Origin of the sequence: Streptomyces lichenis (genome assembly GCF_023218175.1) — a bacterium.
GTDB classification, from domain to species: Bacteria; Actinomycetota; Actinomycetes; order Streptomycetales; family Streptomycetaceae; genus Streptomyces; species Streptomyces lichenis.
In genome coordinates this window covers 170,144-184,424 of record NZ_JALPTH010000005.1, presented here as the reverse complement: position 1 = coordinate 184,424, position 14,281 = coordinate 170,144, and the positions used below count along the sequence as shown (strand labels likewise).

Annotated in this window: 11 protein-coding genes; 8 read left to right on the top strand and 3 right to left on the bottom strand. The window is 73.5% G+C overall.

Annotated elements, in window-relative coordinates; translation table 11 throughout:
* Window positions 1–41 precede the first annotated feature (41 nt).
* Both M1O15_RS07305 and M1O15_RS07300 read right to left on the bottom strand, forming a co-directional pair.
* Window positions 42–833, bottom strand: a complete 792-nt coding sequence (locus tag M1O15_RS07305; protein WP_248632427.1) for an RDD family protein — start codon at window positions 831–833, stop codon at window positions 42–44.
* Window positions 834–1,053: 220 nt separating this feature from the next.
* Window positions 1,054–1,632 carry a hypothetical protein gene (locus tag M1O15_RS07300; protein ID WP_248632426.1) on the bottom strand — a complete coding sequence of 193 codons (579 nt, stop codon included), beginning with the start codon at window positions 1,630–1,632 and terminating at the stop codon, window positions 1,054–1,056.
* Between the two features lie 295 nt (window positions 1,633–1,927).
* Between M1O15_RS07300 and M1O15_RS07295 the strand changes: the two genes are divergently transcribed.
* The 4 genes from M1O15_RS07295 to M1O15_RS07280 all read left to right on the top strand — a co-directional run bounded on the left by M1O15_RS07295 (window position 1,928) and on the right by M1O15_RS07280 (window position 6,417).
* Entirely contained in the window at window positions 1,928–2,797 is an 870-nt protein-coding gene (locus M1O15_RS07295) for a bifunctional methylenetetrahydrofolate dehydrogenase/methenyltetrahydrofolate cyclohydrolase (protein WP_248632425.1), read from the top strand.
* Window positions 2,798–3,423: 626 nt separating this feature from the next.
* Complete coding sequence (locus M1O15_RS31610; protein ID WP_308282245.1) at window positions 3,424–3,798, top strand: DUF3017 domain-containing protein; 375 nt, start codon at window positions 3,424–3,426, stop codon at window positions 3,796–3,798.
* 384 nt (window positions 3,799–4,182) lie between these two features.
* Window positions 4,183–5,271 carry a helix-turn-helix domain-containing protein gene (locus M1O15_RS07285; protein ID WP_248632423.1) on the top strand — a complete coding sequence of 363 codons (1,089 nt, stop codon included), beginning with the start codon at window positions 4,183–4,185 and terminating at the stop codon, window positions 5,269–5,271.
* A 156-nt stretch (window positions 5,272–5,427) separates the two neighbouring features.
* Window positions 5,428–6,417, top strand: a complete 990-nt coding sequence (locus tag M1O15_RS07280; protein WP_248632422.1) for a malate dehydrogenase — start codon at window positions 5,428–5,430, stop codon at window positions 6,415–6,417.
* 18 nt (window positions 6,418–6,435) lie between these two features.
* Here the strand turns inward: M1O15_RS07280 and M1O15_RS07275 are convergent, their stop codons facing one another.
* Complete coding sequence (locus M1O15_RS07275; protein WP_248632421.1) at window positions 6,436–7,617, bottom strand: acyltransferase family protein; 1,182 nt, start codon at window positions 7,615–7,617, stop codon at window positions 6,436–6,438.
* Window positions 7,618–8,024: 407 nt separating this feature from the next.
* Here M1O15_RS07275 and M1O15_RS07270 point away from each other — a divergent pair, with 407 nt between their 5' ends.
* The 4 genes from M1O15_RS07270 to M1O15_RS07255 all read left to right on the top strand — a co-directional run bounded on the left by M1O15_RS07270 (window position 8,025) and on the right by M1O15_RS07255 (window position 14,281).
* Window positions 8,025–9,527: an aldehyde dehydrogenase family protein gene (locus M1O15_RS07270; protein ID WP_372499389.1), complete on the top strand. Its 1,503-nt coding sequence runs from the start codon at window positions 8,025–8,027 to the stop codon at window positions 9,525–9,527.
* Between the two features lie 64 nt (window positions 9,528–9,591).
* Complete coding sequence (locus tag M1O15_RS07265) at window positions 9,592–11,187, top strand: GMC family oxidoreductase (RefSeq protein ID WP_248632419.1); 1,596 nt, start codon at window positions 9,592–9,594, stop codon at window positions 11,185–11,187.
* Window positions 11,184–12,368, top strand: a complete 1,185-nt coding sequence (locus M1O15_RS07260) for a quaternary amine ABC transporter ATP-binding protein (RefSeq protein ID WP_372499376.1) — start codon at window positions 11,184–11,186, stop codon at window positions 12,366–12,368. Before M1O15_RS07265 ends, M1O15_RS07260 begins: the two co-directional genes overlap by 4 nt.
* Window positions 12,365–14,281: an ABC transporter permease gene (locus M1O15_RS07255; RefSeq protein ID WP_248632418.1), complete on the top strand. Its 1,917-nt coding sequence runs from the start codon at window positions 12,365–12,367 to the stop codon at window positions 14,279–14,281. The genes M1O15_RS07260 and M1O15_RS07255 overlap by 4 nt, the downstream gene beginning before the upstream one ends.

The following is a 14,281-nucleotide window of genomic DNA, read 5'->3' as shown; positions in this document are numbered from 1 at the left end:
GGGCGGGGCCTTCGCCGTGCTCGACTACCGCTGCGTGACGGCTACTTCTTGACCACCAGGGTGCCGGCGGCGCGGTCGTGCCAGCCCTGCGTCTTGCCGGAGTTGTCGAAGAACGGCGACAGGTAGACGAGCAGCGCGCCGATACCGCACAGCAGCGAACCGACCTGCGGCAGGATCCAGCGGATGAAGCCGCCGCCGACGCCCGGGGTGCCGCCGGTGCGCTCCTTGACGACCCGCAGGCCGACGGCCATCTTGCCGAGGGTGGCGCCGACGAAGGAGATCAGCAGCCACTCGTAGAGCAGCGTGATCAGGAAGATGGCGAAGATCGCGGTCATCATGGCGGCCAGGAAGCCGCCGGTGGACTCGGCCATGGCGGAGTCGACGCAGCTCTGGTAACTCGCCGAGGTCGCGTCGCACTTGTCGACGGCGGCCTGCGCGTCGTCGGCGGCGCCGATCAGCCCGGCGAAGCCGATCGCCATCAGCACGCCGTAGAACACACCGATGATGAGGCCGTCGATCACCCGGGCGGCGAACCGCCGGCCCATGCTGGCTATCTCCACGGTGCCGAGGCCCGGCACGTTGATGTAGCCGTTGTTGGCCTGGAGGGTGCCGGCGGCCTGCGGGTAGCCGTAGCCCTGCTGCGGCTGCTGCTGCGGGTAGCCGTAGTTCTGCTGCTGGCCGTAGTCCGGCTGCGGGGGCACGCTCTGGGGCGCCTGCTGGGGATACCCGTAGCCGGGCTGCGGGGGCTGGCCGCCCTGCGGGTAGCCGTAGCCGGGCTGCTGGGGCTGGCTCTGGGGCTGGCCGTAGGGGTTGTTGGGGTCGCCGAAGCTCATGGCGGGATTTCCTCCGTTGCGGATGGGGACGGCGCGGGCCGGCGACGCGTGGTGAGCGGTGCGTGGGACGGCGGTGCGCGGGCAGGGAAGGCAGGTGTACCGGCGGGGTGGCGGTGCCGCGGTGCGGAGGGTCGCCGGTACGTGGGTACGCGCGGGTGGGCGCGGAGGCGCGCCCCGGTGGTCCTACGGGTCCACCGGGCGCGCGATCAGCGGCGCGCGGTCAGTGGCGCGGGCGCTTGAACCAGGCCTCGCCGTCCTTCTTGGCGACGAAGACGATCACCAGGATGAGCAGCACCAGGTGGATGAGGCTCAGCGGGAAGAACGGGTAGAGGCTGAGCACCAGGCCGAACGAGGCGTAGACGATGATGCCGATACGGGCGCCGTTGCCGCCCTTGCCGCACTGGATCGCCAGGGCTATCGACGCCACCAGGTAGGCCACCGCCAGGGCGATGAACACATAGAGCAGGCCGGTGCCGAAGTCCGCGAACTGGTTGAAGTCCGCGGAGTCCTTGAGCTGCGGGTCGTCCCGGTACTTGTTGACCGCGACGACGGCCAGCGCGAGCAGCGCGATGCCGACGAGCTGGAGACCGGCGATCACCCAGAGCATCACGCGGGCGGCCTTGACCCCACCCGGCATCACCAGCGGGCCGCCGGAGTAGCCGTAGTCCTGGGCCGGGGGAGCGGCCGGGTAGCCGTAGCCGCCCTGCGCGGGCTGGCCGCCCTGCGGGTAGCCGTAGCCCGGCTGCTGGGGCTGGCCCTGCTGCTGGCCGTAGGGGTTGTTGGGGTCGCCGAAACTCATGGCGGTTTTCCTCCGTTGTGGTGCGGGGACGGCGCGGCCCGCGCGGAGGAACGTTTGTGCCCGTTTCCTGCGGTTCTGCCCCCCTGCACTGCCCGCGGCACTGCGCGGATCATCGTGGTCGCTGCCCAGACCGCTTGTCCAGTCGATAGAACGAGGCGTTGTGCAAGTGCAACCTCGGCCGACCTCCGGGGTGGAAGCGCGGCCGGGACACCGGCCCGCGCCGCCGCGGGCCGACCGGTACGGGGGACCGCCCGCGAATTGGAACAGGGGCGGGTTCATCCGGGAGGATGGACCCATGACCGCCCAGATTCTCGATGGCAAGGCCACCGCCGCCGCGATCAAGTCCGAACTGGCCGCCCGCGTGGCCACCCTCAAGGCCCGGGGCGCCACCCCCGGCCTCGGCACCATCCTGGTCGGCGACGACCCGGGCAGCCACAAGTACGTCGCCGGCAAGCACCGCGACTGCGCGGAGGTCGGCATCGCCTCCATCCAGCGCCAACTGCCCGCCACCGCCACCCAGGACGAGATCGAGGCGGTCGTCCGCGAGCTGAACGAGGACCCCGCCTGCACCGGTTACATCGTGCAGCTCCCGCTCCCCAGGGGCATCGTGGAGAACCGGATCCTGGAGCTGATGGACCCGGCCAAGGACGCCGACGGACTGCACCCCACCAACCTCGGCCGGCTGGTGCTCAACGAGCCCGCGCCGCTGCCCTGCACCCCCAACGGGATCATCACCCTGCTGCGCAAGCACGGGGTGGAGATCAACGGCGCGGAGGTCGTGGTGGTCGGCCGCGGCACCACCATCGGCCGCCCGATGCCGCTGCTGCTCACCCGCCGCTCCGAGAACGCGACGGTGACCCAGTGCCACACCGGTACGCGTGACCTCTCCGCGCATCTGCGCCGGGCGGACATCATCGTGGCCGCCGCGGGCGTACCGCACCTGATCAAGCCGGAGGACGTCAAGCCGGGCGCGGCGGTGCTGGACGTGGGCGTCAGCCGGGACGAGAGCGGCAAGATCGTCGGCGATGTGCACCCGGGGGTGAACGAGGTGGCCGGCTGGCGCGCCCCGAACCCGGGCGGCGTCGGCCCGATGACCCGGGCCCAGCTGCTGGTCAACGTGGTCGAGGCGGCCGAGCGTGCCGCGGCCGCCACCGAGACCGCCTGACCGACACACGGCCCGACCGCGAGAGACGGCACAAGACCGAAAGAGAGCGACCCATGGGCGTACGGGCTGACGACGACCCGGCGACGGCGACCGGGCCGACGGGCCCCGCGTCCGCGAGGGCCGCGGCCGGGGCGGGGGCCGAGGGGCCGGGCCTTGGGGATGTCGGCGGTGCCGCGCCCGCAGGGGCCGGGGAGAGCGCCGGGAACGTCGCCGGGGCGAGGGCCGGGGGGTCGGGCCCCGGGGGTGTCGGCGGTGTCGCGCCCATGGGGGCCGGGAACGCCGCGCCCGCCGGGGCCGGGGCTGGCGCTGGGAGCGCCGCCGGGGCCGAGGGGCCGGGTCTCGGGGGTGCTGACGGGATCGCGTCCGCCAGGGCCGAGGGAACCGCCGGGAACGCCGCCGGGGCCGACGCCCCCGCCGGCGACTCCTCGCACGCCTCCGCCGACGCCTCCTCCGGCCTCCCGGACGCCGGGACCGGCGCGGGCGGCGGTGCAACGGAAACCGGCGGTACTGCGGGAACCGGCGGTGCAACGGAAACCGGCGGCGCTGCGGAAACCGGCGGCGCTGCGGAAACAGGCGGTGCTACGGGAAGTGGTGCGGCCCCGTCCGGTTCGCGGCGGCCGCCGGCCGTGACCCGGGACACCGCGCGCCCCGAGGGCGGCGGGCGGGCCGCGCCCGGGGACGCCCCGGCGCCGGCCCGTCAGTGGCCGCTGCTCACCGTGGTCGGGCTGGTCGCCCTGGGTCTGCTGGTGGTCGGCTTCGACCCGTTCCCGCAGGCCGCGCGCGTCGGTTCGCTGCTGATCGGGGCGGCCCTGCTGACCGGGGCCGTGATGCGCCGCGTCCTGCCGTCGGTGGGGATGCTCGCCGTACGGTCGCGGTTCACCGACATGGCCACGTACGGGCTGCTCGGCACGGCGATCGTCTTCCTCGCGCTGATGACCCAGCCGGGCCCCTGGCTGGAGATCCCGCTCCTGGAGAAGGCCGTCCGGTTCGCGGTCCGCTGACCACCCCCCCCATGGAAGGGCCCCCGCGCCCGGACCTCCGCTACGGCGCCCATCCTCTCCCCCGAGCAGGACGGGCGCCGTGGCGTTGTCCCAGAAGGGTCATGCACTCGCCAATCGCGAGCAAGGGATTTCCTGCGGCTGTGGCACGGAAGTGACCATTCCGGCATGGTGTGGGCGACCGGTGGCGGGATGCGAGACTGGGTCGGCACTCGGCGCCGGGTGTGCGACGGGGCACGTCCGGGCGCGGGTGCGTCCGTACCCGCCCCGACCACGGGAACTGGCACCCCGGCTCCGCGCATCCCTCCCAGCGGAGACCCGGCAGGCGCCCGCAGGGCGCGGCACGGGGAGCACATCAGCACGCAACGGGGGGACAAGGGGGAGGCAATGCCTCGCTGGAAGCCGCTACCGGAGGAACTCGACCCGCAGGTCAAGGAGTTCACCAGCCAGCTGCGCCGGCTGGTGGACCGCGGCGGGCTGGGCGTCGCCGCCGTCGCGGACCGCACCGGGTACAGCAAGACGTCCTGGGAGCGCTACCTCAACGGCCGGCTGCTCCCTCCCAAGGGCGCCGTCCTCGCGCTCGCCGAGGTCACCGGCACCAACCCGATCCACCTCACCACCATGTGGGAGCTGGCCGAGCGGGCCTGGAGCCGCGCGGAGATGCGCCATGACATGACGATGGAGGCGATCCGCATATCCCAGGCGCGGGCCGCCCTCGGCGACTTCGGCGGCGGCACCGGCGCCCCCGCCCCCGCCACCGACCGGCCCGGCGACCGCCCCACCGGCCCCGCGCCCGCCGCCACCCCGTCCCCCGGCCCGCGCCCCGCCCACGGCTCCGTCATCCCCGCGGACGGCGGCCCCAACGGACCCGCCCCGCGCGGCCCGGGCAGGAACACCACGGACGCCCCCCAGCCCCGTACGCAGGAAGCCGAAGGACCGGCCGGCCCCGCCCGCCGCCGAAGCAGGCTCCCGCTGATCGCCTCCGCGGCCGCCGCCGTGGTGGCCGTCGCCGCCGGCGCGTACTTCCTGATCGGTCAAGGCGGCGAGGACGCCGGCACCGGCAAGACCGTTGCCGGGCCGCCCACCTCGGCCGCCCCCAGCACCAGCGCCCCCGTCAAGCTGCCGCCCGGGGTGAAGTGCAGCGGCAAGGACTGCACCGGCCAGGACGCCCAGCAGATGGGGTGCGGCGGCGAGTACGCGACCACCGCCGCGACCGCCACGGTCGGCACCGCCCGGATCGAGGTCCGCTACAGCAAGGTGTGCGGCGCGGCCTGGGCCCGTATCACCCAGGCGGCCGGCGGGGACACCGTCACCGTCTCCGCGGCGGGCACCACCGAGCAGCGGTCGGTCAAGGCCGGCGGCACCGACACCTACACCGCAATGGTGGCCGCGGCCTCCGCCGACGCGTCCAAGGCCTGCGCCACCCTGGCGGCCGGCGGCCAGGACTGCACGGACGGGGCCCCGGGAGCGCAGTGAGCCACGACACAGGGTGCGGGGGCGGGGATTGAGGCGCTGCCGGTTCGGATAGCCTGACCGCTGGATATCTCTTCACGTCGAGACACCGATCGATCATGGGGATGTCCAGCACCAGGGGCAGGGACCCCCACCGCCAGCTGTCTTACGGAGATCGCCATGACCCGCACTCCCGTGAATGTCACCGTGACCGGCGCGGCCGGCCAGATCGGCTACGCGCTGCTCTTCCGCATCGCCTCCGGCCACCTGCTCGGCGCGGACGTGCCGGTCAAGCTCCGCCTGCTGGAGATCCCCCAGGGCCTGAAGGCCGCCGAGGGCACCGCCATGGAGCTCGACGACTGCGCCTTCCCGCTGCTGCGCGGCATCGAGATCACCGACGACCCGAACGTCGGCTTCGACGGCGCCAACGTCGCGCTGCTCGTCGGCGCCCGCCCCCGTACCAAGGGCATGGAGCGCGGCGACCTGCTGGAGGCCAACGGCGGCATCTTCAAGCCGCAGGGCAAGGCCATCAACGACCACGCCGCCGACGACATCCGCGTCCTGGTGGTCGGCAACCCGGCCAACACCAACGCCCTGATCGCCCAGGCCGCCGCGCCGGACGTGCCGGCCGAGCGGTTCACCGCGATGACCCGCCTGGACCACAACCGGGCCATCTCGCAGCTGGCCGCCAAGACCGGCGCCGCCGTCTCCGACATCAAGCGGCTGACCATCTGGGGCAACCACTCGGCCACCCAGTACCCGGACATCTTCCACGCGGAGATCGCCGGCAAGAACGCCGCCGAGACGGTCAACGACGAGGCCTGGCTCGCCGACACCTTCATCCCGACCGTCGCCAAGCGCGGCGCCGCGATCATCGAGGCCCGGGGCGCCTCCTCGGCCGCCTCCGCCGCCAACGCCGCCATCGACCACGTGTACTCCTGGGTCAACGGCACCCCGGCCGGCGACTGGACCTCCATGGGCATCCCCTCGGACGGCTCCTACGGCGTCCCGGAGGGCCTGATCTCCTCCTTCCCGGTCACCTGCAAGGACGGTAAGTACGAGATCGTCCAGGGCCTGGACATCAACGAGTTCTCCCGCACCCGCATCGACGCCTCGGTGCAGGAGCTCGCGGAGGAGCGCGACGCCGTCCGCGGCCTGGGCCTGATCTGACCCTGAGCTGACTTCCGGTCAGCTTGTGATCCGCTCCTCGCCCCCGGCGGCCGCGTGCTGCCGGGGGCGAGGTGTCTCCACGCCCGGGGCGGTGTAGGGGCGCCGCAGCCGGAGGAACGGCAGCTCCACCGCGTGGTACGTCAGCCAGGAGACCGCCAGCGTCGACGGCAGCGCCACCAGCAGCGTCAGCCAGAGCGCCGCCGCCGGCGGGGGCGTCCCGGCCGGGACCAGGGCCCGGATCGGCCCCCCGGCCGCGTACTCGCCGAGCACCGCCAGCACCATGAAGTGCGTCAGATACACCGAGAAGCTGACCTCGCCGAGCCGGGCCACCGCGCGGGACAGCACCCCGCGACTCGGGCCCCCCGCCACGTACACCAGCACCACCAGCGCCCACACCGCGCCCTCGGCCGTCCCCCACACCAGCTTCAACGGGCTGTCCGAGACGAAGCCGCGCACCTGGTTGAACCACCAGGCCAGGCCGAGCGCCAGCGCCCCCGCCACCGGCAGCAGCACCCGCCGTCCCGCCCGCAGCCGCTCCCGATGGCGCAGATACGCCCAGGCCGCCAGCATCCCCAGCAGGAACTGGTCGATCCGCCCGGCCAGCCCCAGGTAGAGCGCCACCGTGTGCGGCTCGGCCACCGGGCTGCTCAGCCACACCAGGGCCCGCAGCACGGCCACCGCGGCCAGCAGCCGCAGCAGGGCGCCCGGGCCGCGTTCCGTGAGCAGCCGGTTGAGCAGCGGGAACACCAGATAGAACTGCATCTCCACGGCGAGCGTCCAGAACACCCCGCCGTAGGGCTGGGCGGGCGCCGCGAAGGTGACCACCCCCAGCAGCTCCCGCCAGGTCGGCAGGGACACCTGGGTGGCCAGCCCCAGCAGCGCGACCAGCAGATACAGCGGGTAGACCCGCAGCGCCCGGTTGCCCAGGAACCGCCCGTAGCGGACCGGCCGCCCGCGGGCACCGACGGTGAAGACGAAGCCGGACAGCACCATGAAGAGCGCGACGGCGGTGTGCCCCTCGAAGACCAGCGTCCAGGCCGGGTTCACCGAATGCGGCCAGTCCACCGCCGGCCGGAACTCCCGCCCCTGCAACCGGGCTCCGAGCACCTGGCAGCCGTGGTAGAGCACCACCAGCACGGCGGCGGCGGCGCGCAGATGGTCGACGGGGGCGAGATAGACGCGGTCGTCGCTACTGCGCATGCAGGGCACCCTAGGCACGCCCCGGCCGGCCGGCGGGCGACCGGCCAGCACCGCCCGCAGATCATCATCCGATCGGATCATCCGTCTCGGCATCGAGCGACCGGAGCCGGTCCCGTGACAGAGAGCAAGTGGCGAACTACCCCTCTCCGAAGTGAGCAAACCCACGTTCAGGCATGGTTCTCGCCACGGGGGGCAGGGAGCCGTTCTCCGGTAGCCCGCCGGAATCGCAGCCATTCACGGCCCCTCCGGCCGCCGGCTGCGCCCTGCAAAGGCCTCGATCAGGCCACCAACCAGGCCTCGACCGGGCCCTCGATCGGCCCGATCGACCCCGACGAGGCGCGGCGCCCCCCCGCGGGTGCCGGTACGACCCGGAACGGAAGGCAGAACGCGACGTGTCCGACCAGCACGTGTCCGACCGACACACCATCCACGTGGGCGGCGAGTGGCGAGCAGCCGCCGACGGCGCCACCCGCGAGATCCTCGACCCCGTCGACGCGACCGTCCTCGCGGTCGTCGCCGAGGGCGGGGCCGAGGACACCGACGCCGCGATCGCCGCCGCCCGCGCCGCCTTCGACCAGGGGCCCTGGCCGGCCACCCCGGTCGCCGAGCGCGCCGCACTGCTGCGCCGGGTCGCCGACCTCCTCCAGCGCGACCGCGAGGAGCTGGGCCTGCTGGAGAGCCGGGACGCGGGCAAGACCGTCGAGGAGGGCCGGGTGGACGTGGACTGCGTCACCGACGCCTTCCGCTACTTCGCCGACCTGGTCGCCGGCGAGTCCGGCGGCCGGGTGGTGGACGCCGGGACCCCCGAGGTCCACAGCACCGTGGTCCATGAGCCGGTCGGCGTCTGCGCCCTGATCACCCCCTGGAACTACCCGCTGCTCCAGGCCAGTTGGAAGATCGCCCCGGCGCTGGCCGCGGGCAACACCTTCGTGTTGAAGCCCAGCGAGATCACCCCGCTGACCACCGTCGCCCTGATCCGCCTGCTCGCCGAGGCTGGACTGCCCGACGGGGTGGCCAACCTGGTCACCGGCGCGGGCGACCCGGTCGGCGCCCGGATGTCCGAGCACCCGGACGTGGACCTGGTCTCCTTCACCGGCGGACTGGTCAGCGGTACGAAGGTGATGCGCGCCGCCGCCGACACCGTGAAGAAGGTCGCCCTGGAACTGGGCGGCAAGAACCCCAACGTGGTCTTCGCCGACGCCTGCGCCACCGACGAGGGCTTCGACACCGCCGTGGACCAGGCGCTGAACGCGGCCTTCATCCACAGCGGCCAGGTCTGCTCGGCCGGCTCCCGGCTGATCGTCGAGGAGTCGGTGCGGGAGCGCTTCGTCGCCGAACTCGCCCGCCGCGCCGAGAAGATCCGCCTCGGCCGGGGCACCGCCGACGGCGTGGAGTGCGGCCCGCTGGTCTCCGACCGGCAGCTCGCCCGTACCGAGGAGTACGTCGCCTCCGCGCTCGCCGAGGGAGCCGTACTGCGTGCCGGCGGACAGCGCCCCGCCGACCTGGAGCCCGCCCTGAAGGCCGGCTACTTCTACCGCCCCACCGTCCTGGACCGGTGCCACCGCGAGATGCGGGTGGTCCGCGAGGAGGTGTTCGGCCCGGTCCTCACCGTGGAGACCTTCCGCACCGAGGACGAGGCTGTCGCCCTCGCCAACGACACCGAGTACGGCCTGGCCGGCGGCGTCTGGACGGCCGACCCGGGCCGCGCCCGCCGGGTCGCCGGCCGGCTGCGCCACGGCACCGTCTGGATCAACGACTTCCACCCCTACCTGCCGCAGGCGGAGTGGGGCGGCTTCGGCAAGAGCGGCATCGGCCGCGAGCTGGGACCGGCGGGCCTCGCCGAGTACCGCGAGTCCAAGCACGTCTACCAGAACCTCGCCCCGCGCCCGGTGCGCTGGTTCAAGGGCTGAGCCGTATCCACAGGCCGAAGCCCCCAGCACCACCGCCGCAGAGCCGCAGAGAAGAGACCCCCGCATGATCGCCGCGTACAACCACGTATACGACTCCGCCGGAGAGCCGACCGAGTCGACCGAGCCGACTGCCGAGACGGCCGACACCTACGACTACGTCATCGTCGGCGGCGGCACCGCCGGCTCGGTCATCGCCCACCGGCTGAGCGCCGACCCGGGCACCACCGTCGCCGTCATCGAGGGCGGCCCCTCCGATGTCGACCGGCCCGACGTGCTCACCCTGCGCCGCTGGATGGGCCTGCTCGGCGGGGACCTGGACTACGACTACCCGACCACCGAGCAGCCGCGCGGCAACTCCCACATCCGGCACAGCCGCGCCCGGGTGCTCGGCGGCTGCTCCTCGCACAACACCCTGATCTCCTTCAAGCCGCTGCCGTCCGACTGGGACGAGTGGGAGGCCGCGGGCGCCACCGGCTGGAACGCGGCCGCCATGGACCCGTACTACGCCCGGCTGCTGAACAACATCGTCTCGGTGGACGAGAAGGACCGCAACGCCATCGCCCGCGACTTCGTGGACGCGGCGCGCAAGGCGCTGGACGTGCCGCGCGTCGAGGGCTTCAACGCCAAGCCGTTCCACGAGGGCGTCGGCTTCTTCGACCTGGCGTACCACCCGGAGGACAACAAGCGCTCCTCCGCCTCGGTGGCCTACCTCCACCCGGTCATGGACCAGCGGCCCAACCTCACCATCCTGCTGGAGACCTGGGCGTACCGGCTGGAGCTGGAGGGCACCACCGCCCGCGGCGTCCACGTCCGCACCAAGGACGGCGAGGAGAAGCTGATCTCGGCCCGCCGGGAGGTGGTGGTCTGCGCCGGCGCGGTGGACACCCCGCGGCTGCTGCTGCACTCCGGCATCGGCCCCCGGGCCGATCTGGACGCCCTCGGCATCCCGGTCGTCCGCGACCTGCCGGGCGTCGGCGAGAACCTGCTGGACCACCCCGAGTCGGTGATCGTCTGGGAGACCCACGGCCCCATCCCGGAGAACTCCGCGATGGACAGCGACGCCGGGCTCTTCGTCCGCCGCGACCCGGACTCCGAGGGCCCGGACCTCATGTTCCACTTCTACCAGATCCCGTTCACCGACAACCCGGAGCGGCTGGGCTACGAACGGCCCGCGCACGGCGTCTCGATGACCCCGAACATCCCCAAGCCCCGCTCCCGCGGGCGTCTCCACCTCACCAGCGCCGACCCCGAGGCCAAGCCCGCCCTGGACTTCCGGTACTTCACCGACGAGGACGACTACGACGGCCGCACCCTGGTGGACGGCATCAGGATCGCCCGCGAGGTGGCCAAGGCCGAGCCGCTGGCCGGCTGGCTGAAGCGCGAGGTCTGCCCCGGCCCCGAGGTGACCGGCGACGAGGAGCTGAGCGAGTACGCCCGCAAGGTCGCGCACACCGTCTACCACCCGGCGGGTACCTGCAAGATGGGCGCCGCCGACGACGAACTGGCGGTCGTCACACCCGACTTGAAGGTCCGCGGCCTGGACGGCATTCGTATCGCCGACGCCTCGGTCTTCCCCACCATGCCCGCCGTCAATCCGATGATCGGAGTCCTCATGGTCGGCGAAAAGGCTGCTGAACTGCTGGGAGGCGGTGCCAAGTGACCGCCACCGTCCCCACCCCCGCCGAGAAGAAGCCCCCGACCCAGACCCCGACCCCGGACACGAAGACGGCCCCGGCCGCGAGTACGGCCCCGGTCGATGAACAACCGCCCCCGGTCTTCTCCGTGGACGGCCTCTGGAAGGTCTTCGGCCCGAAGTCCGCCGCGCGCCGCATACCCGGCGACCCCGAGCTGACCGCCCTCCCCGCCGCCGAACTGCGCGAGCGCACCGGCTGTACCGCCGCCGTCCGGGACGTCTCCTTCGACGTCCGCAAGGGCGAGGTCTTCGTCGTCATGGGCCTGTCCGGCTCCGGCAAGTCCACCCTGGTCCGCTGCCTCACCCGGCTGATAGAGCCCACCGCGGGCACCATCGCCATCGACGGCGAGGACGTCGGTGCCATGGACAAGGCCCGGCTGCGCGAACTGCGCCGCCACCGCGCCGCGATGGTCTTCCAGCACTTCGGGCTGCTGCCGCACCGCACCGTCCTGGACAACGTCGCCTACGGCCTGGAGATCCAGGGCATGGGCCGCGCCGAACGCCGCGCCAAGGCCGCCGAACTGGTCGCCAAGGTCGGCCTCGACGGGATGGAGCAGCGCCGCCCCGGCCAGCTCTCCGGCGGCCAGCAGCAGCGCGTCGGACTCGCCCGCGCCCTCGCGTCCGATCCCCAAGTCCTCCTCTTCGACGAGCCGTTCAGCGCGCTAGACCCGCTGATCCGCCGCGACATGCAGGAGGAGGTGGCCCGGCTCCACCGCGAGGAGGGCCGCACCATGGTCTTCATCACCCACGACCTCAACGAGGCGCTGCGCCTCGGCGACCGGATCGCCCTGATGCGCGACGGCCGGATCGTCCAGCTCGGCACCCCCGAGGAGATCGTGGGCTCGCCCGCCGACGACTACGTCCGGGACTTCGTACGCGATGTGCCGCGCGAGCAGGTCATGACGGTACGCGGTGCCATGCGGCCCGCCCGCGACGGCGAGGCCGACTCCTCCGGGCCCGCCCTCGCGCCCAGCGCCACGGTCGCCGAGGCCATCGAGGCGGTCGCCCGCAGCGGCGGCCCGGCCCGGGTCACCGAGCGGGGCCGCTGCCTCGGAGTGGTCGACCACCAGGGCCTGCTGGCCGTCGTCGCCGGGGTGCCCGCCACCGTCCCGTCGCAGGAGGACGGCCGGAAGGCGGCCGCCGCATGACCACCACCACAGCCCCCCTGTCCGTACCGTCTCCGTCTCCCAGACTCCCCGCCCGCCGCTGGTGGCCCCTCGCCGCCGCGGTCCTCCTCACCGCCGTCGGCCTCCTCACCGCCACCGGCGTCGACTGGCCCACCGCCCTCTCCGTCGACCTGTCCTCCCCCCTGAGCTCCACCAGCGACTGGATCATCGACAACCGGGACAGCCACCCGCTCTTCCTCTACTTCCTGGGCCACATCAGCAACGCGGTGGTCTTCTCCGTCCGCGCCGTCTATCTGCTCCTCCTGGCCCTCGGCTGGGCCGGGGTCACGGTGGCCGCGGCCGTCATCGCCTGGCGCGCCGCCGGCATCCGTATCGGCCTGTCCACCGCCGCCGCGTTCGCCGTCTGCGGGCTGCTCGGCATGTGGGTGCCCACCATGCAGACCCTGGCCCTGATGGTGGTGGCCGTCGCCGCCTCCCTCGCCCTGGGCGCCCTGCTCGGTCTGGCCGCCGGCCTCTCCGACCGCACCTTCCGCGCCCTGCGGCCGGTCCTGGACACCATGCAGGTCCTCCCGGCCTTCGCGTATCTCCTCCCCGTCGTCCTGGTCTTCGGCATCGGCGTCCCGGCGGCCGTGCTGGCCACCGTCGTCTACGCGGCTCCGCCGATGGCCCGCCTCACCGCGCTGGGCCTGCGCGAGGCCGACCCCACCGTCCTCGAAGCCGTCGACTCCCTCGGCGCCACCGCCCGCCAGCGCCTCCTCACCGCCCGCCTCCCGCTGGCCCGCCGCCAGCTCCTCCTCGGCGTCAACCAGACCGTCATGATGGCCCTCTCCATGGCCGTCATCGCCTCCGTCATCGGCGCGGGCGGCCTCGGCGACCGGGTCTACCAGGCCCTGGCCTCCGTCGACGTGGGCGCCGCGCTCGCCGCCGGCATCCCCATCGTCCTGCTCGCCATCGTGCTCGACCGCACCGCCACCGCCGAGCGCGAGGAGCGGGACGGCCGCGGCTGGCCCGCCTGGCTGCTGGCCGCCGCCCTCACCGCCGCGGTGGCTGTGGCCGCCCGCCTCTCCGGGGCGCTGAGCTGGCCGACCTCCTGGCATCTGGCGATCGCCGAACCGGTCAACACCGCCGTCGACTGGATGACGGACCACCTCTACACCGGCGTCCCCGTCATCGGCGGCACCGCCGACTGGGCCGCCGCCTTCACCGGCTGGGTCCTCGACCCCGTACGCTCCGGCCTCCAGGCCCTCCCCTGGTGGGGCCTGCTCCTGCTGGTCGGCGCCCTGGCCCTGCTCGTCGGCACCTGGCGCACCGCGCTCACCGCCGTCCTCGCGATGGCCGCCATCGGCGTCCTCGGCGTCTGGGACGCCTCCCTGGACACCCTGTCCCAGGTGCTGGCCGCCGTAGCCGTCACCCTCGTCCTCGGCTTCGCCGTCTCCATCGCCGCCGCCCGCAGCGCCCGCGTGGAACGCTGGCTGCGCCCGGTCCTGGACGTCTTCCAGACCATGCCGCAGTTCGTCTACCTCATCCCGGTGGTCGCCCTGTTCGGCGTGGGCCGCGCCCCCGCGGTCGCCGCCGCGGTGGTCTACGCCCTCCCCGCCGTCGTCCGCATCACCACCCAGGGCCTGCGCGGCGTCGACCCGGTCGCCCTGGAATCCGCCCGCTCCCTGGGCGCCACCGGCTGGCAGCAACTGCGCCAAGTCCAGATCCCCCTGGCCCGCCCGGCCCTGCTCCTCGCCGTCAACCAGGCGGTCGTCCTGGTCCTCGCCGTCGTCATCATCGGCGGCTTGGTCGGCGGTGGCGCGCTCGGCTACGACGTGGTCTTCGGCCTCGCCCAGGGCGACCTGGCCACCGGGCTGGTCGCCGGAGCGGCGATCGTCTGCCTCGGCCTGATGCTCGACCGCGTCACCCAGCCCACCTCTTCAAAGGAGGCCTGA